The organism is Pseudonocardia oceanicola (genome assembly GCF_047200735.1).
Classification (GTDB): domain Bacteria; phylum Actinomycetota; class Actinomycetes; order Mycobacteriales; family Pseudonocardiaceae; genus Pseudonocardia.
The window spans coordinates 47,921-64,921 of sequence record NZ_JBJZON010000002.1; the positions used below are offsets into that span (position 1 = coordinate 47,921).

Here is a 17,001-nt window from a genome sequence, read left to right on the forward strand (position 1 = left end):
GCCGGGGCACCGGGGCGTCGCCGGGTCGGTGCCCGACCCGGGGGGGCGGTTCGGCCGGATCGCTACGGTTACCCGGTGCCCGTGATCGCCCTGGTCGCCCGCCTCGCCACGTCCGCCGTCGACGCCCGGCGCGGGGTCGTGCGGCTCCACCCCGAGGTGCTCGACGCCCTGCACCTGCGCAGCTGGGACGCGGTGACGCTCACCGGCAGCCGGGTCACCAGCGCCCTGGCCGTCGCCGGGGACCCGGCGGCCGCGCCCGGCCAGGCCCTGCTCGACGACGTCACGCTCTCCAACGCCGGCCTCACCGACGGGGCGTCCGTGGTCGTCGGGCCCGTGGCGGTGGCGCCGGCCCGGCGGATCGTCCTCGCGGGTTCGCGGCTCGTCCGCAGCGCCCTCCCGCCGGCGACCGCCCGGCTCGCGCTGCTCGGCAAGGTCCTCACCGCGGGCGACGCGGTGTCCCTCCTGCCGCAGGACATCGCCCCGCCGCCGGGCGCCGACGTGCCGCGCGCCCGTCGTGCCCTGGCCGCCGCGATCGGCGGGGCCTGGACCAGCGAGCTGGTCACGGTCTCCCGGGTCGACCCGCCCGGTCCCGTGTCGGTCCACCCGACCACCGTCGTCGGCTGGCTGGACGGACCGACGACCGCGGACTCCCCGGCCGCGCCCACGGCCCCGCCCCGCACCTCGGGCAGCGCGATCGCGCAGCCGGCCCCGACGCCCGCCCCGTCGGCCCCCGAGGAGCCGGGCGACACACCCCTCCCGCTCGACGCGCTGGTGGGCAACGCGGCGGCCGCGCGCCGGCTCGTCGAATGGCTGGAGCTGACCTTCTCCCGTCCGGAGCTCCTGGTCCGGCTCGGCGGGACGCCCCGGCTCGGGGTGCTGGTGACGGGCCCGGAGGGCGTCGGGAAGACCACCCTGGTGCGGAGCGTGACCCACGCGGTCGGTGCCGGGTGCGTGGAGCTGCCCGGGCCGGCGGTCGCGGCGCTGGAGCCGGCGTCGGCCGCCGCACGGGTGCAGGAGTGCCTGAACCGGGCCCGCGCCGAGGCCGCCGCCGGACGGCCGGTGGTCCTGCTGGTCACGGACGTCGACGCGCTGCTGCCCGCCGCCTCGCCGCCGCCGCTGGCCACGCTGGTGCTCGACGGGCTGCGCGAGGCGATCGGCACCCCGAGCCTCGCGCTCGTCGCCACGACCGCGGCGCCCGAGGCCGTCGACCCGCGGTTGCGGGCGCCGGAGCTGGCCGACCGCGAACTGGGCCTGGGCCTGCCCGATTCCTCGGTGCGGGCGGACCTGCTGCGCCGGCTGCTCGCCGACGTCCCGCTGGCCGACGACGTCGACCTCGCCGACGTCGCCTCGCGCACCCCCGGTTTCGTCGTGGCGGACCTGGCGGCGGTCCGCCGGGAGGCCGCGGTGACGGCGGCGCTGCGGCACGGGACCCCGGGTGGCGCCGCGGACGTCCCCGCCCCGGCCGTGGCCGACGACGCCGCCCCGGGATCCGCCGAGCCGCCCGCGGAGACCGACGGGGCGCGCATCGAGATGGCCGACCTGCTGGGCGCGGTGGGTTCGGTGCGCCCGATCTCGATGTCCTCCACGGGAACCCTGCAGACCGGCGGCCTCACGCTCGACCAGGTCGGCGACATGACCGAGGTGAAGCAGGCGCTCACCGAGGCGGTGCTGTGGCCGCTGCGCTACCCGGACTCGTTCGCCCGGCTCGGTGTCGAGGCACCGCGCGGCGTCCTGCTCTACGGCCCGCCCGGCGGCGGCAAGACCTTCCTGCTCCGTGCGCTCGCGGGCTCGGGCCAGCTCAACGTCTTCTCGGTCAAGGGCGCCGAGCTGCTGGACAAGTACGTCGGAGAGTCCGAGCGCGCGGTGCGCGAGCTGTTCCGCAAGGCCTCGGACGCCGCCCCCGCGCTCGTGTTCCTCGACGAGGTCGACGCCCTGGCCCCGCGCCGCGGCGGCTCGACCGACTCCGGCGTGGCCGACCGGGTGGTCGCCGCCCTGCTCACCGAGCTGGACGGGGCCACCCCCCTGCGCGACGTCGTGGTGGTGGGAGCGACCAACCGGCCCGAGCTCGTCGATCCCGCGCTGCTGCGGCCCGGACGGCTGGAGCGGCTGGTGTTCGTGCCGCCGCCCGACGCGGAGGCCCGCGCGGACATCCTGCGCGCCGCCGGCCGCAACACCCCGCTGGGCGCGGACGTGGACCTCGACGCCCTCGCGGCCGATCTCGAGGGCTACTCGGCGGCCGACTGTGCCGCGGTCCTGCGCGAGGCCGCGCTCACGGCCATGCGGGAGTCGCTGGACGCCACCGAGGTCACGGCCGCGCACCTGGACAAGGCGCGTCGCGCCGTCCTGCCGAGCCTCGACCCGGTGCAGGTCGCCGAGCTGGAGGCCTACGCCGCCCGCCGCGCCGACTGAGGCACCGCAGCGCGGTGTGGTTCCCTGACGCGTCCGAAACGGCCTCGGGAGCACGGTATGGCTCCATGACGCGTCCGAAACGGCCTCGGGAGCACGGTATGGCTCCACAACACGTCGGAAACGGCCTCGGGAGCGCAGTGTGGCCCGTAATGCGTCGAGAACGGCGAACGGCGCGCCCCGGAGTGGGGGCGCGCCGTGCGCTGGGGAGCGGACCGGTCAGTGGGGACTCACTTGCTCGTGGTGTAGTCCTGGGTGACGATGACGATGAGGCCGGGGCTGGCGTCCTGGATGCCGTCGAAGCGGGGCTCCACGCGCAGCCCGTACTCCTGGGCCAGCCGGTCGGCGGAGGCCCGCTCGGCCGTACCCTGCCGGTAGTAGACGGTGCTCGTCGGGATCACGCCGTACGGGTAGCCGGTGGTGTCGGTGACGGTCCAGCCGCCGTTGCGGAAGTCGGACGCCGCCCGCGCGGCCAGGCCCTCGACGGTGCTGTTGTTGTAGACGCGCAGCGGCATCGTCGGCGCGGACGCGGCCCCGGCTCCTCCGCCGTAGCTGCCGTAGACCCCGTTGACCCCGTTCGCCCCGTTGACCCCGGCGCCGTTCGCCCCGTCCCCTGCGCCCCCCGGGGGCGCCCCCGGTGCCGCCCCGTCCGGCGCGAGCGCCGTCGGCGTGGGGGCGAAGGAGGGAACCGGCACCTCGTCCGTCCCGGAGCCGGGAGCCGGCGTCGCGGGGGCGACCGAGGCGGTGGGAGGGGCCGCCGCGGTGGAGTCCGACCCGTCGCTCGAGCCGCCGCCGATGCCCAGCGTGACCAGGCCGATCACGGCGGCGATCACGGCGACGCCGATCAGCGCGACACCGCCGACCTTCAGCGGTGACGGTCCGGACGCGGGTGCGGTCACGTCAGTCCTCCGGGGGCGGGCGGGTTCTCGGTCACCACGGCTCCATGCCGAGCCGGCGCGCGGCGCGGGTGCGCTGACGGCTGGCGCGCAGCCGGCGGAGGCGCTTGACCAGGAGGGGATCGGCGGCGAGCGCCTCGGGGGTGTCCACCAGCGCGTTGAGGACCTGGTAGTAGCGCGTGGCGGACATGTCGAACAGCTCGCGGATGGCCTGTTCCTTGGCCCCCTGGTACTTCCACCACTGACCCTCGAAGCTGAGGATCTCGCGCTCGCGCCGGTCCAGCTCCCGGACCGGCGGGCCGGCGGGACGACCCGTCCCGCTGGGTTCCGTGGCGGACTCCATCACGCTCCCTGCACAGTCGCGGTTGGAATGACACGGCTGTCATTCGCGGGCGTCATTGAACCACGATGGACCGACGGAAACGGGGCGGACGCGCCACTCGGCGGCGTGAATCGCCGCGCCCGTCCGGGGAGCCGGCGGGCGGCGACCGGGGAGATCCCCTGCGGACATTACTGTCTCGGTGTGGCCGTCCGTCCCATCGTCATCATCGGCGATCCCGTCCTGCACACCCCCACCCGCCCCGTCGAGACGTACGACGACGACCTCCGGGCGCTGGTCGCGGACATGTTCGACACGATGGCGGCCGCACACGGGGTGGGGCTCGCGGCCAACCAGATCGGCGTCGGACTGCGGGTCTTCGTCTACGACTGCCCGGACGAGGACACGCGCACGATGCGTCGCGGCGTGGTCGTGAACCCCGTGCTCACCACCTCGGAGAAGCCGGAGGGCATGCCGGACCCGGACGAGGACGACGAGGGCTGCCTGTCGGTCCCGGGCGAGCAGTTCCCGACCGGCCGGGCCGAGTGGGCGAAGGTCACGGGCACGGACGAGCACGGGGAGCCGGTCGAGGTCGAGGGCAAGGGTTTCTTCGCCCGGTGCCTGCAGCACGAGACCGACCATCTCGACGGGCTCGTCTACGTGGACCGGCTCGTCGGCCGCAACCAGCGCGCCGCCAAGAAGATGCTGCGCAGGCACGGCTGGGGCGACCCGGGCCGCACCTGGGACCCCGCGACCCAGGAGGCCGAGGAGGTCTGATCGGCTCGCGTGACCGGGAACACCCGGCCGCGCCCCGGACGTTGAGCTTCCTGCAACGCTGTAATCAGGAGGCTCGCCATGGAGGAGCTCGACGCCTACTCCCGCACGGTCAGCACGGTCGCCGCGGAGCTCACGCCCCGGGTCGCGGCCGTCCGGTTCGGCCGGGGCACCGGCTCGGCGGTCGTGGTCGCTGCGGGGGAGCTGCTGACGAACGCACACGTCGTGGGCCGCTCCACGCGGGGCCGGGCCGACTTCGCCGACGGCGCCCAGGTCCCGGTCCGGGTCGCGGGCTCGGACCCGCTGTCGGACCTCGCGCTGCTGCGCGCCGACGGGTCGCTCCCGGAGCCCGCGCGCCTCGGCGAGGCGGACGCACTCGTCGTCGGCCAGCTGGTGGTCGCGGTGGGCAACCCCCTCGGTCTGGCCGGGTCGGTGACCGCCGGGGTGGTGAGCGCGCTCGGCCGGGCCCTGCCGACGCGCGACGGGTCAGCGGGCCGCGTGGTCGAGGACGTGATTCAGACCGATGCGGCCCTCAACCCGGGCAACTCCGGTGGTGCACTCGCCGACGCCCGAGGGCGGGTCGTCGGCATCAACACCGCCGTCGCGGGCACCGGCCTCGGGCTGGCCGTGCCGATCAACGCGACCACCCGGCGGATCGTGGCTGCCCTGCGCCGCGAGGGCCGGGTCCGCCGGGCCTACCTCGGGGTCGTCGGCGCCCCGGCACCGGTGCCGGCCGTGGTCGCGGACCGGTACGGCCGGCGCAACGGCCTGCGGCTCGCGGAGGTCGTCACCGGCAGCCCGGCCGACCGCGCCGGGCTGCGCCGCGGCGACCTGGTGCTCGACGTCGGACGGAAGCCGGTGGAGGACGCGCAGGGCATCCAGCGCCAGCTCTTCGGCGAGGCGATCGGCCGCCCGCTGCCGGTGACCGTGCTGCGCAACGGGGCGATGGTCGACGTCGTCGCGGTCCCCACCGAGCTGTAGGCACACGCGCGCGGCCGCCGCCCGGGGGCCGAACGCCGCGCTCGAGCGGGTCGGTTCAGGGCTTGGGGTCGAGCACGAAGACCGGGATCTGCCGGTCGGTCTTCTCCTGGTACTCCGCATAGGACGGGTAGGCCTCGACCGCGCGGTCCCACCACGCTGCTCGCTCCGCGCCGTCGACCTCGCGGGCGACGTAGGTCTTCGTCTCGGTCCCGTCCTGGAGCGGGAACTCGGGGTGTGCCTTGATGTTGTAGTACCAGACCGGGTGCTCGGGGGCCCCGCCCTTGGAGGCCACGACCGCGTAGCTGCCGTCGTGCTCCACGCGCATCACCGGGGTGTAGCGCAGCTTCCCGGACTTCGCGCCGCGCAGCGTCAGCAGCACGACCGGACTGCCCAGGACGTCGATGCCCTCGGTCGTGCCCGTCTCCAGGATCTTCTTCGTCTGGTCCTGCACCCAGCCCTCGGGGCTGAGCTCCACCTTCTCCTCCGCCATGTCCCGGTGAACCGGCTCGGCCGCCGCCGCATTCCGCCGTCCGGGCGGCGGACTACGGTCCTCCCATGCCCGAACCGTCCATCGGTACCACTCCGCCCCGCGTCATGACCATCGCCGGGACCGACTCCGGCGGCGGCGCCGGGATCGCCGCGGACCTGCGGACCTTCGCGGCCTGCGGAGTGCACGGCTGCCTCGCGGTCTGCGCGGTCACCGTGCAGAACTCGCTGGGCGTGACGGGGGTGCACGCGATCCCGCCGGAGACCGTCGCCGCGCAGATCGCCACCGTGGCGTCGGACATCGGGCTCGACGCGGCCAAGACCGGCATGCTGGCCGGGGCCGAGATCATCGAGGCGGTCGCCGCGGCCTGCGACGACAACGGCATCGGCGCCGGCGGGCGGACGCCGTTGGTCATCGACCCCGTGGCCGCCTCCATGCACGGCGACCAGCTGCTCGCCGACTCCGCGCTCGACGCCTTCCGCGGCCTGCTCTTCCCGCGGGCCACCCTCGTGACCCCGAACCTCGACGAGGTCCGCCTCCTCATCGGGATCGACGTGCACGACCGCGAGGCGCAGTACGCCGCGGCGAAGGAGCTGCACGCCCTCGGCCCGCGGGCCGTGCTCGTCAAGGGCGGGCACCTCGCCGAGGACACGGACGGCTGCCTCGACCTGTTCTTCGACGGCGAGACCTTCACCGAGCTGCCCGGCCCGCGGTTCGCGACCGGGCACACCCACGGCGGCGGCGACTCGCTGGCGTCGGCGATCACCGCCGGCCTGGCCCGCGGGCTGGCGCCGCCCGAGGCGGTGCGGTTCGGCAAGCGCTACATCGTCGAGGCGGTGCGCCACGCCTATCCCCTCGGCCAGGGTCACGGCCCCGTCTCCCCGCTCTGGGCGATCCGCCCCTGGTGGGACGCTCCGCCATCGGTGTGACCGTTCGTCCGGTCAGAGGAGGCCGCCCCGAGTGCGATCCGCAGTTGCGGTGTGCTCCACGCCGGATCGACCGCTGCAGCGGATGCGGCGCGCGATGCAGTCGACTTAGGCCACGCTAACCTGCAGGTCAGGGCCCTGTGGCATGTCGCACGCAGCCGCGCGCGGGGCTAGTGTCGCGCCCGATGAGCATCTTGGGCACGCGCGTTGTCCGTACCGAGGACCCGGTGTTCCTCACACGGGGCGCGACATACACCGACGACCTGACCGATGAGCGGCTCACCGGGGCACTGCACGTGACCCTGGTCCGCTCCCCGCTGGCCCACGCCACGATCAACTCGATCGACGTCGAGGAGGCGCGCAACGCCCCCGGCGTCGTCGCGGTCTTCACCGGCGCCGACTGCGACATCGCCCCGGCGCTGCTGTTCCCCGCGGCGAACAAGGCGATGCTGCGGCCGTTCCTGGCGACCGACCGGGTGCGCTACGTCGGCGAGGCGGTCGCGGCCGTCCTCACCGAGGAGGCCTACCAGGGCGAGGACGCCGCGGACCTGGTGGACGTCGACTACGAGCCGCTCGACGCGGTGGTCGACATGAAGGAGGCCCTCTCCGACGAGGTCCTCCTGTTCCCCGAGGCGGGGACGAACAGCGTCACCGCGATGCACCTGAACAAGGAAGAGCCGGGCGACGACTTCTTCGCCGACTGCGAGGTCGTCGTCAGCCGGGAGATCGTGAACCAGCGCGTCGCCGCGGCGCCGCTGGAGACCCGTGCCGCCTCCGCCTACTGGGGCGACGACGGCCGCTGCACGATCTTCTGCTCCACGCAGAACGCGCAGAGCGCCCGCGACGAGGTCGCCGGCTGGCTGGGCATGGACGCCAAGGACCTGCGGCTGATCCTGCCGGACGTCGGCGGCGGCTTCGGCGCGAAGATCGGCGCCGACCCCGAGTTCGCGCTGGTCGCGTGGCTGTCGAAGAAGGTGGGCCGGCCGGTCCGCTGGAACGAGAGCCGCTCCGAGAACATGACCGGGATGGTGCAGGGCCGCGCCCAGCTGCAGACCATCACGATCGGCGGCGACCGGGACGGCACCGTCAAGGCCTACCGGCTCGACGTCGTGGCCGACGCCGGCGCCTACCCGCGCCTCGGCGTCGCCCTCCCGATGTTCACGCGGATGATGGCGCCCGGCACCTACGACATCCCGAAGGTCTGGTCGACCGCCCAGGTCGTCGCGACCACCACGACGTCGACCGCCGCCTACCGCGGCGCCGGCCGGCCCGAGGCCACCCAGGCCATCGAGCGCGCCATGGACCTCTTCGCGGACGAGATCGGGATGGACCCGGCCGAGCTCCGCAAGAAGAACGTCATCAAGCCCGAGCAGTTCCCCTTCACCACGAAGGGCGGCGCCGAGTACGACACGGGTGAGTACGCCAAGGCGATCGACCTGGTCTGCGAGGCGGCGGACTACGAGGGCCTGCGGGCCGAGCAGGCGCGCCGCCGCGAGCGCGGGGACGCGCTGCAGCTCGGCATCGGCGTCTCGTCCTACGTCGAGATCACCGGCGGGGGTGCGTTCGTCGAGAACGCGACGGTCCAGGTGCACGCGGACGGCACCGTCACCGTGCTCACCGGCACCTCGCCGCACGGCCAGGGCCACGCGACGGCGTGGGCGATGCTGGCGAGCGAGGAGCTCGGCATCCCGGTCGAGAAGATCACCGTGAAGCACGGCGACACGGACCTGATCCCGACCGGCGCCGGCACCATGGGCTCGCGGAGCCTGCAGACCGGCGGCGTCGCGGTGCACAACGCCGCGGTCGAGCTGGTCGAGCTGGCCAAGCAGCGCGCCGCGGACGTGCTGGAGGCGAGCGTCGACGACCTGGAGCTGGACAAGGCCACCGGGTCGATCGTCGTCAAGGGCGCCCCGGGCGCGAAGAGCGTCTCGCTGGCCGACCTGGCCGGCACCGAGGAGCTCAAGGTCTTCCACGAGTGGGACGCCAAGAAGCCGACCTTCCCGTTCGGCGCGCACGTCGCCGTCGTCGAGGTCGACGTGGAGTCCGGCAAGGCGACCGTCGAGCGGATCTGGGCGCTCGACGACGCCGGCCCGATCCTCAACCCGCTGATCTTCGACGGCCAGCGGCACGGCGGCATCGCGCAGGGCATCGCGCAGGCGATGCTCGAGGAGGTCGTGTTCGACCCCGAGGGCCAGCCGCTCACGGCGACCTTCGCGGACTACGGCATCCCCTCGGCCGCGGAGCTGCCCAGCTTCGACCTGGTCACCATGGAGACCCCCACGACGATCAACGCCATGGGCTACAAGGGCGTCGGCGAGGCGGGGACCATCGGGTCCTGCCCCGCGGTGCACAACGCGGTGATCGACGCCGTGTCGCATCTCGGCGTCCGCCACATCGACATGCCTCTCACCCCGGTGCGGGTGTGGACCGCCATCCACGAGGCCCAGAAGGAGTCGGCCAAGTGAAGGTAGAGATCACCGTCAACGGTGAGCACACCAGCCACGACGTCGAGCCGCGCACGCTGCTCGCGCACTACCTGCGCGAGAACCTCGGGCTCAAGGCCACGAACATCGGCTGCGACACCACCTCGTGCGGGGCCTGCACGGTCCTCGTCGACGGCGAGGCCGTGAAGTCCTGCACCGTCCTCGCGGTCCAGGCCGACCAGCAGTCGGTCACCACGATGGAGGGGCTCGACGGCGCCGCGCAGGGCGAGCTGGGCCACCCGGTCACCAAGGCCTTCCGCCAGGAGCACGGCCTGCAGTGCGGGTTCTGCACCCCGGGCATGGTGATGGCCGCGGTCAGCCTCATCGACGAGAACCCGGACCTGACCGAGAAGGACGTCCGGGAGGGGCTGGAGGGCAACCTCTGTCGCTGCACCGGCTACCACAACATCGTCCGGGCCGTGCTGGTCGCGGCGGGCAAGGACCCCGACGCCGCGCAGGCGGCCGAGGCCGTGTCCGACGAGCGCACCACGGCGCCGGGCTTCTCCACCGGGGAGGGCGACAAGTGATCCCCGTCGGCTTCGACTACCAGCGGCCGGAGTCGGTCGACGCGGCGCTGGCGCTGCTCGCCGAGCACGGCGACGACGCCACGGTGCTGGCCGGTGGGCACTCGCTGCTCCCGGTCATGAAGCTGCGCCTGGCCGCGCCCGAGGTCGTCATCGACATCGGGCGGCTCGCCGAGCTCAACTACATCCGGGTCGACGGCGACGAGGTCGCGGTCGGCGCGGGCACCCGCTACCGGGACATCGTGATCTCCGACGTCCTGGCGAAGGAGTGCGCGCTGCTCCCGGCCGTCACCCGGACCGTCGGCGACCCGCAGGTCCGCCACCGCGGCACCCTGGGCGGCGCGCTCGCCCACGGCGACCCGGCCGGCGACCTGCCCGCCGCGATCCTCGCGCTCGAGGGCACGATCGTCCTGCGCAGCCCACGGGGCGAGCGGAAGGTCCCGATCACCGAGTTCTACACCGGCGTGTTCTCCTCGGTGAAGGAGCCGGACGAGCTGATCGTCGAGATCCGGGTGCCCCGCACGGGCAGCACCGGGTGGGCCTACGAGAAGTTCACCCGGCGCAGCAACGACTGGGCGATCGTGGCCGTCGCCGTCGTGACCGCCCCGGACGGTGCGCGCCGGATCGGGCTGGTGAACATGGGCTCCACCCCGCTGCGGGCGAAGGCCACCGAGGCCGCGCTGGCCGAGGGCAAGAGCATCGAAGAGGCGGCCGCGCTCGCCGCCGAGGGCACCGAGCCCCCGGCGGACAACGCCGGCACCCCGGAGTACCGCCGCCACCTGGTGACGGTGCTGACCCGGCGGGCCCTGCAGACCGCCGCGGGCTGAGCCGGCCGCAGCGCCTGCCGACGTCCCGGTTCCTCCGTCCACGGGGAACCGGGACGTCGACGTTCTCGGGGCCGTGGGGCCGTTGTGCGCGGGGCCCGGCGCGAGGACCCTGTCCGGCGTCCGGTGGCACCGCCGGGGTGCCGCCCCGACCGGAAGGAGGTGGGCCGTGTTCGCACGCTCCACCACCATCCTTGCCCACCGCGAGAGCATGGACCGCGGCATCGCGCTGATCCGCGACGAGATCATGCCCGCGGTGCTCGACATGTCGGGATGCATCGGCATGTCGATGCTCGCGGACCCGGAGTCGGGCCGCTGCATCACGACGACGGCCTGGGACTCGCGGGAGGCCATGCAGGAGTCCGCCGCCGAGGTCCGGCCGATGCGCGACCGTGCGGTCGACGCCCTCGAGGGCACTGCGCAGGTCGACGAGTGGGAGATCGGGGTGCTGCACCGCGACCACCCGTCCGCGCCCGGCGCGTGGGTGCGGGTGACGTGGGTGCGGGGGGACCCGGCGCGGATGGACGGGGCCGTCGAGTTCTACACGTCGACGCTGCTGCCGGAGATGGAGCAGTGGGAGGGCTTCTGCAGCGCGAGCCTGCTGCTGGACCGGGCGGAGGGGCTCAGCGTCTCGTCGGTGACCTACGACAGCCGGGAGGCGATGGCGGCGGCCCGTGACACGGCCTCCCGGACCCGGGAGTCGGCGATGCGGGAGACCGGCGGCGAGGTCCTCGAGGTCCGCGAGTTCGAGCTGGTCCTGGCCCACCTGCGGGTGCCCGAGCTGGTGTGACGTCGGCGTCCGGGCGTCGGTCCGCCGGCGCCCGGGTCGGCCACGCGCCCGGGGTCGGGACCGGGCCGGCGTCCACGGCCTCGCCGCGATCCCCCGCCCGCGATCCCCGTCCGCGATCCCCCGTCCGCCCCGTCCGCGATCCCCCGCCCGCGATCCCCGTCCGCGATCCCCCGTCCGCGCTCCCTCGGGCTCCCGTCCGGGGCCGTGCGCCGTCACCGATCGAGGACGAGCCATCCACCGTGGTGGACCGAGACCTCGTACGGCAGCCCGGTGGCGGCACCGAGCTCGTGCAACGCGGCCTCGTCGAAGGTCGTCACGTGCCCCCACGTCTCGTTCGGCAGCTCCTCGAAGGGTACCGCGACGACGACCCGGCGCCGGGCCAACCGGGTCGCCTCGACCAGCACGGCCTTGCCCTCCGCGGCCGACAGGTGCTCGAGCAGGTGCACCGCCAGCACGGTGTCCGCGTGGCCGTCGGGCAGGGGGACGGCGCGGGCGTCGGCGACGAGGGTGTCGACCGCGAGCCCGAGCCGCGCCGCCATCCGGGCGAGCAGGCCGACGGTGCCGGGAACGAGGTCGGCCGCGGTGACCTCGTGCCCGGCCTGCGCGAGCCGGAGCGCGAGGAACCCGAAGCAGGACCCCAGCTCCAGCACGCTCCCGACGGCCAGCTCCCCTGCCCGTTCGTGCACCGGCTTGAGTTGGGCGTTCGTGCCGCCCGGCTCGGGCTCACCGCGCAGCGCGTCGAGGGTGTTGCGGTAGAAGGCCAGCCAGGCGTCCTCGGGGTCCGGGGCGCTCGAGGTGACGATCGCGACGAAGGCCTCCTCGAACCGCTCCGGCGGCAGGACCCCGGGCACGACGAGCGTGCGGTCCAGCCAACCGGCCAGGTCGTTGTCCAGCCGTGCGAGCCCGATCATGGCGCTCCCTTCCGCGTCCCCCTCGACGCTAGGGAGCGGGGGGTCGCCGTGGGGCGGGAACCGTCCGGCCCGGCACGGCGAACCGTCCGACCGGACAGGGCGGGGTCGGCCCGTCCGGCGGGTGCGCGGGGAGGGCGCCGGCGCCGGCGCGCTCGAGGGAAGCGTTCGATGTTCGCCTCGACCCGGCGGCGCAGGCCGTCGAGCGGGGCGTCGGCGTCCCGGCCGAGCGCAGTGGGACGAGCACGTCGTGGGCCGCGAGCCGGGCACGCTGGACCGGGCGGAGGCCGCGGCGATGGTGGCCCAGCCGACCCTCTGACCTCGTGAGTGGCGATGGTTCGCCATGACGACCATCGCCACTCACAGGGTCCTTCACCGCCCGATGAGCTCGCCGGCCATCTCGTGGGTGGTCTGTTCGAGGCCCGTGAGGTCGCGGACCACGCGGACCCGGTCGCAGTACTCGGCGTAGTCCGGGAGGTCGCAGCGGCCCAGACCCCACGAGTAGCGGGGCTCGGGCGTCAGCCAGATGGTCTCCCGGGCGCGCCGGGTGATCTCGACGAACGCCTCCATGTTCGGGTCGTTGCCGTTGCCCCGGCCGTCGCCGAGGACCAGCACGGTCGAACGCCGGGTCACGGCCGAGCCGTGCTCCTCGAGGAAGCGGCCGAAGGCCAGTCCGTAGTTCGAGTTGGCGTCGACGTCGACCACGTCCCCGCCGAAGACCAGCCCGAGCGCGTGCTCCACGGGGTGGTCGGCGAACAGCTCGGTGACCTCGGCGATCTCGTCGACGAACGCGAACGACCGGACCTGCCCGAACAGGTCCTGCAGGCCGTGGACCAGGTGCAGGGTGAACCGGGCGGTGGCCCGCACCGACAGCGACACGTCGGTCAGGACGACGAGCCGGGGCTTGTCCTCCTGCCGGCGCACCGTCACCGGTGTGAACGGGATGCCGTCGAACCGCATGTTCCTGCGCATCGTGCGGCCCGAGTCGATCCGCCCCTGCGGCGAGACCCGGCGGCGGTGTGTCAGCGCCCCGTGCAGCGTCTTCGCCAGGCGGCGCAGCGAGTCCTCCAGCTGCATCCGCTCGGTCTCCGACGCCCGGTCGACCTGCGCCGTCCGCCCCTCGCCCTCGCCGCCGTCGATGATCCGCTGCTCGATCTCCAGCAGCCGCTCGAGGTGCGCCTTGATGGCGTCCGGGAGGTTCTGCAGGACACCGGCGAGGCGGCGGCGCAGGGCCGCGGCGTCGTCCTCGGTCCCCGCCGTGGCGGCGACGTCCTCCTCCGCGGCGGTCAGCCAGCCCAGCAGCGCCTCCTGCTCGGCGACGGAGAGGTCCGCGTCGACCTTGGTGCCGGTGGCCGTCGAGATGTCGCCGGGCAGCCCGGCACCGGAGAGCCGGTCGGTCTCGATCTGGACCCGGTTGCCCTCCGAGACCTGGTTGGCCGTGTCGTCCTTCGAGAAGACGATCTCCTCGGTCATCGCGGCCAGGTCGATCTTGTTGGCCTCCTGGTGCAGGTTGTACTGCTGCGCCAGGTCCTCCGGGTCGAAGTAGTCCCGGATGTCGACGGGCTTGCCGTGCTCGTGGCCCTGCTGCGGGGTCTCCGAGGGGTCCTCGGAGAAGGTGAAGTCGTCGAGCGTGCCCTCGTCGGAGAGGTCGCCGTGGCCGTGCCCGTGCCCGTGCCCGGTCTCCGGCTCACCCACCTTGACCAGCGCGAAGAACAGGTCGAAGACCTCGTCGAACGTCGCTTCGTCCCGCCGGTCCTTCACCAGCGCGACGCGCAGCGCCTCCTTGAGGACCGCCTTGTCGGCCAGCACGCCCGGCTGCGACGCGCACCGCATGGCGTCGACGGCCTCGGAGACCGAGACCCGCACGCCGCGGATGCGCAGCAGCCGGACGAACCGGTGGATGCTGGCCTCCATCTAGAGCGCCCGCTTGCGTCCGAGGCCGAAGGAACGCGAACCCTGGCCCGACGTGACCGACCGCGGCGTGGCGGGGGCGTCGCGCTCGGACCCCTTGGCGTAGTTCGGCGTGCCGTAGACGCCCTCGCCGTGCCGGCCCGCGGTGTCCCGGTCGGCGCGGACCTGCCGGCCGTCGACGTCCCCGTCGTCGTCCTCGTCGTGCGAGTGCCCGTGACCGTGACCGTGCCCGTGCCCGTGCCCGGGCTCCTCGATCTCGGCGTTCGGGTCGACGAGGCGGGGCAGGGCGTCGAGGGCCTTCGTGACGTCCTTGTCGTACTTGACGACCACGGAGACGGTGTCGGAGAGGACCTGCGAGTTCAGCTCGTCGACGCCGAGGACCGCCAGCGTGCGGGCCCAGTCGATCGTCTCGGAGATGCTCGGCGCCTTGCGCAGCTCGAGCTCGCGCAGCCCGCGCACCACGTTGACCAGCTCCTCGGCGAGCGAGTCCGCCAGCCCGGTCTTCTTCGACCGCACGATCTCCAGCTCGCGCTCGGCGGAGGGGTAGTCGAGGAACAGGTGCAGGCAGCGGCGCTTGAGCGCCGCGGCGAGGTCGCGGGTGTTGTTCGAGGTCAGCAGCACGTACGGGCGCTGCTTCGCGGTGAAGGTCCCGACCTCGGGCACGGAGATCTGGAACTCGCCGAGGGTCTCCAGGAGCACGGCCTCCAACGCTTCGTCGGCCCGGTCGACCTCGTCGATCAGCAGCACGACGGGCTGCTCGGACCGGATCGCCTCGAGCAGCGGGCGCGGCGCGAGGAAACGCTCGGAGAAGAACACGCTCTCGTTCTCGCCGATCCGCTCGACGGCCGTGGCCAGGTCCGGGGCGTCCTCGACGACCTGCCCGATCTTCTCGCGCAGGATCTGCGTGTACATGAGCTGCTTGCCGTAGTCCCATTCGTAGAGGGCCTTGGTCTCGTCCTGGCCCTCGTAGCACTGCAGGCGGAGCAGCCGGCGGCCGGTCGCCGCGGCGAGCATCTTGGCCAGCTCGGTCTTGCCGACGCCCGCGGGTCCCTCGAGCAGCAGCGGCTTGTCCAGCCGGGTGAGCAGGAAGACCGTGGTGGCGAGCCGGGTGTCGGCGATGTAGCCCTGGTCGTGGAGCGCGGCCACGACCTCGTCGACGGACTCGAACGGCGGGTCGGGATCGGTCTGCGGGCCGTCGGAGAGGCCGTCGGACAGGCTGGTCAAGGCCGGAACTCCTTCCGCGCGGCTCGCCGGCGAGCCGCGGTGGTGCGCACGTAGGGGGCGCCCGGGCGGCCGGGCCCGCCACGGATCCAGTGTGCGCCGGATGCGCGTGACGGGCCCGCCGAGGCCGGACGCGGTCGTGAGTGGCCAGTGCCGCCGGAGAGCAGTCGCCACTCACGGGGTCAGCTGAGCAGGTCGTCCAGGTCGCCGTTGATGCAGTGGTCGACCACGGGGCGGACGGTCTCGAAGGTGCACTCCTTGGGGTTGCCCGGGGTGCACGCGTCGCCGAGGACGTGGTTGGTGATCCGGTCGACGTCGGCGGCGTCGCCCTTGATCTCCTTGGCGTTCTCGTAGTACTTGGTCGGGCCCTGGCCGAGCCGGTTCTTCGAGTACGTGTCGGCCTTGACGTCGATGAAGCGCTCCGGGATGCCCACGTCGCGCAGCAGCCGGATCGCGGCGGCCAGCGCGGCCTCCGCGGCCTGGACCTTGGTCATGCCGTGGGTGTCGATCCCCATGGCCTCCGCGATGTCCGCGAAGCGCTCGTAGGCGACCGGCATGTTGAACGCCCACACCCGCGGCAGCGCGATGGCGTTGTTGAGGCCGTGGTGGGTGTCGTAGAACGCCGACACCGCGTGCGAGATCGAGTGGATGATCCCCAGGCCACCGGAGTTGAACGCCTGGGCGGCGATGTACTGCGCGTACATCATGCCCTCGCGACCGGCCAGGTCCTGGCCGTTCCACACCGCCGCGCGCAGGCTCTGCGCGGTCAGCTTGATCGCGTGCAGGGCGTTGCCCAGCGACGGCTGGAAGTTCAGCCGGGACACGTACGGCTCGGAGGCGTGCGCGAGCACGTCGAACCCGCACTGCGCGGTGTAGTCGATCGGGCAGTCGTAGTAGAGCACCGGGTCGTCGATCGCCAGGCTGGTCACCGAGGCGTCGTCGAACGCGACGTACTTGTGGGGGTTGTCGGGGTCGGTCGTGGTGTCCGTGATGACGTACGCCCACGAGGTCTCCGAGCCGGTGCCGGCCGTGGTGGAGACCGCGATGTGCGGCGGGTTCTGCGGGTTCTCGGACTTGTTGAAGCCCTCGAACTCGTTGACGTTGCGGCCGTCGTGGGCCACGGAGATGCGCGCGCCCTTGCAGGCGTCGTGCGAGGACCCGCCGCCGATCGAGACGAACGAGTCGCAGTTGTTCTGCTGGTAGAGGCCCACAGCGTCCATGACGTTGTAGTCCTTGGGGTTCGACTCGACCTGGTCGTACACGACGACCTCGAGGCCGTGGTACTTCATCGACTCGACGATCTTGTGGACGATGTTGGTGCCGCGCAGGCCCGACGTCATCACGAGCGTCTTCCTGAAGCCGAGCTTCAGGGCCTCCGGCCCGATCATCTCGTGCGCACCCGGGCCCAGCAGAGCCTTGGGGAACGGGTGGAACTCCTTGAGCGGGAACGGTTTGAGCAGTTCGTCGACCTGCATGGCAGCCCTTTCTGGTGCAGGTGAGGTCGGCGGAGGCGGAGCCTGCGGAGCCGACCGATCGGGTCGATTCCCGACG

15 protein-coding genes are annotated in these 17,001 nt (G+C 73.4%); 8 read left to right on the top strand and 7 right to left on the bottom strand.

Annotated elements, in window-relative coordinates; translation table 11 throughout:
- Window positions 1-81 precede the first annotated feature (81 nt).
- Entirely contained in the window at window positions 82-2,409 is a 2,328-nt protein-coding gene (locus ACL02T_RS04435) for an AAA family ATPase (RefSeq protein ID WP_412829746.1), read from the top strand.
- A gap of 227 nt (window positions 2,410-2,636) precedes the next feature.
- On the opposite strand, the gene ACL02T_RS04440 is transcribed toward ACL02T_RS04435, so the two are convergent.
- The gene (locus ACL02T_RS04440; RefSeq protein ID WP_412829373.1) at window positions 2,637-3,305 is read right to left on the bottom strand and encodes a LytR C-terminal domain-containing protein; all 669 of its coding nucleotides are present in this window, start codon (window positions 3,303-3,305) and stop codon (window positions 2,637-2,639) included.
- Between the two features lie 31 nt (window positions 3,306-3,336).
- Window positions 3,337-3,645 carry a nucleoid-associated protein NapA gene (gene napA / locus ACL02T_RS04445; RefSeq protein ID WP_412829374.1) on the bottom strand — a complete coding sequence of 103 codons (309 nt, stop codon included), beginning with the start codon at window positions 3,643-3,645 and terminating at the stop codon, window positions 3,337-3,339.
- A gap of 180 nt (window positions 3,646-3,825) precedes the next feature.
- Here napA and ACL02T_RS04450 point away from each other — a divergent pair, with 180 nt between their 5' ends.
- Both ACL02T_RS04450 and ACL02T_RS04455 read left to right on the top strand, forming a co-directional pair.
- Window positions 3,826-4,398 carry a peptide deformylase gene (locus ACL02T_RS04450; RefSeq protein WP_412829375.1) on the top strand — a complete coding sequence of 191 codons (573 nt, stop codon included), beginning with the start codon at window positions 3,826-3,828 and terminating at the stop codon, window positions 4,396-4,398.
- A gap of 78 nt (window positions 4,399-4,476) precedes the next feature.
- The gene (locus ACL02T_RS04455; protein ID WP_412829376.1) at window positions 4,477-5,376 is read left to right on the top strand and encodes a S1C family serine protease; all 900 of its coding nucleotides are present in this window, start codon (window positions 4,477-4,479) and stop codon (window positions 5,374-5,376) included.
- 55 nt (window positions 5,377-5,431) lie between these two features.
- On the opposite strand, the gene ACL02T_RS04460 is transcribed toward ACL02T_RS04455, so the two are convergent.
- Complete coding sequence (locus tag ACL02T_RS04460; protein WP_412829377.1) at window positions 5,432-5,866, bottom strand: nitroreductase family deazaflavin-dependent oxidoreductase; 435 nt, start codon at window positions 5,864-5,866, stop codon at window positions 5,432-5,434.
- A gap of 65 nt (window positions 5,867-5,931) precedes the next feature.
- Between ACL02T_RS04460 and thiD the strand changes: the two genes are divergently transcribed.
- The 5 genes from thiD to ACL02T_RS04485 all read left to right on the top strand — a co-directional run bounded on the left by thiD (window position 5,932) and on the right by ACL02T_RS04485 (window position 11,410).
- On the top strand, window positions 5,932-6,792 hold the full coding sequence (gene thiD, locus ACL02T_RS04465) for a bifunctional hydroxymethylpyrimidine kinase/phosphomethylpyrimidine kinase (protein WP_412829378.1): 861 nt from the start codon (window positions 5,932-5,934) through the stop codon (window positions 6,790-6,792).
- A 182-nt stretch (window positions 6,793-6,974) separates the two neighbouring features.
- Complete coding sequence (locus tag ACL02T_RS04470; RefSeq protein WP_412829379.1) at window positions 6,975-9,254, top strand: xanthine dehydrogenase family protein molybdopterin-binding subunit; 2,280 nt, start codon at window positions 6,975-6,977, stop codon at window positions 9,252-9,254.
- A complete protein-coding gene (locus ACL02T_RS04475) occupies window positions 9,251-9,799 on the top strand; it encodes a (2Fe-2S)-binding protein (RefSeq protein WP_412829380.1) in 549 nt (182 codons plus the stop codon). Before ACL02T_RS04470 ends, ACL02T_RS04475 begins: the two co-directional genes overlap by 4 nt.
- The gene (locus ACL02T_RS04480) at window positions 9,796-10,623 is read left to right on the top strand and encodes an FAD binding domain-containing protein (RefSeq protein WP_412829381.1); all 828 of its coding nucleotides are present in this window, start codon (window positions 9,796-9,798) and stop codon (window positions 10,621-10,623) included. Before ACL02T_RS04475 ends, ACL02T_RS04480 begins: the two co-directional genes overlap by 4 nt.
- A 166-nt stretch (window positions 10,624-10,789) precedes the next feature.
- Complete coding sequence (locus ACL02T_RS04485) at window positions 10,790-11,410, top strand: hypothetical protein (protein WP_412829382.1); 621 nt, start codon at window positions 10,790-10,792, stop codon at window positions 11,408-11,410.
- 212 nt (window positions 11,411-11,622) lie between these two features.
- Here ACL02T_RS04485 and mftM read toward each other — a convergent pair whose 3' ends face one another.
- The 4 genes from mftM to mdo form a co-directional block, all read right to left on the bottom strand.
- Entirely contained in the window at window positions 11,623-12,321 is a 699-nt protein-coding gene (mftM, locus tag ACL02T_RS04490) for a mycofactocin oligosaccharide methyltransferase MftM (RefSeq protein ID WP_412829383.1), read from the bottom strand.
- Window positions 12,322-12,690: 369 nt separating this feature from the next.
- Entirely contained in the window at window positions 12,691-14,232 is a 1,542-nt protein-coding gene (locus ACL02T_RS04495) for a VWA domain-containing protein (protein WP_412829384.1), read from the bottom strand.
- Window positions 14,233-15,453, bottom strand: coding sequence for an AAA family ATPase (locus ACL02T_RS04500; protein ID WP_412829385.1), 1,221 nt, complete (start codon window positions 15,451-15,453; stop codon window positions 14,233-14,235). It lies immediately after the preceding gene.
- A 179-nt stretch (window positions 15,454-15,632) separates the two neighbouring features.
- Entirely contained in the window at window positions 15,633-16,925 is a 1,293-nt protein-coding gene (gene mdo / locus ACL02T_RS04505; protein WP_412829386.1) for an NDMA-dependent methanol dehydrogenase, read from the bottom strand.
- Window positions 16,926-17,001: the final 76 nt, after the last annotated feature.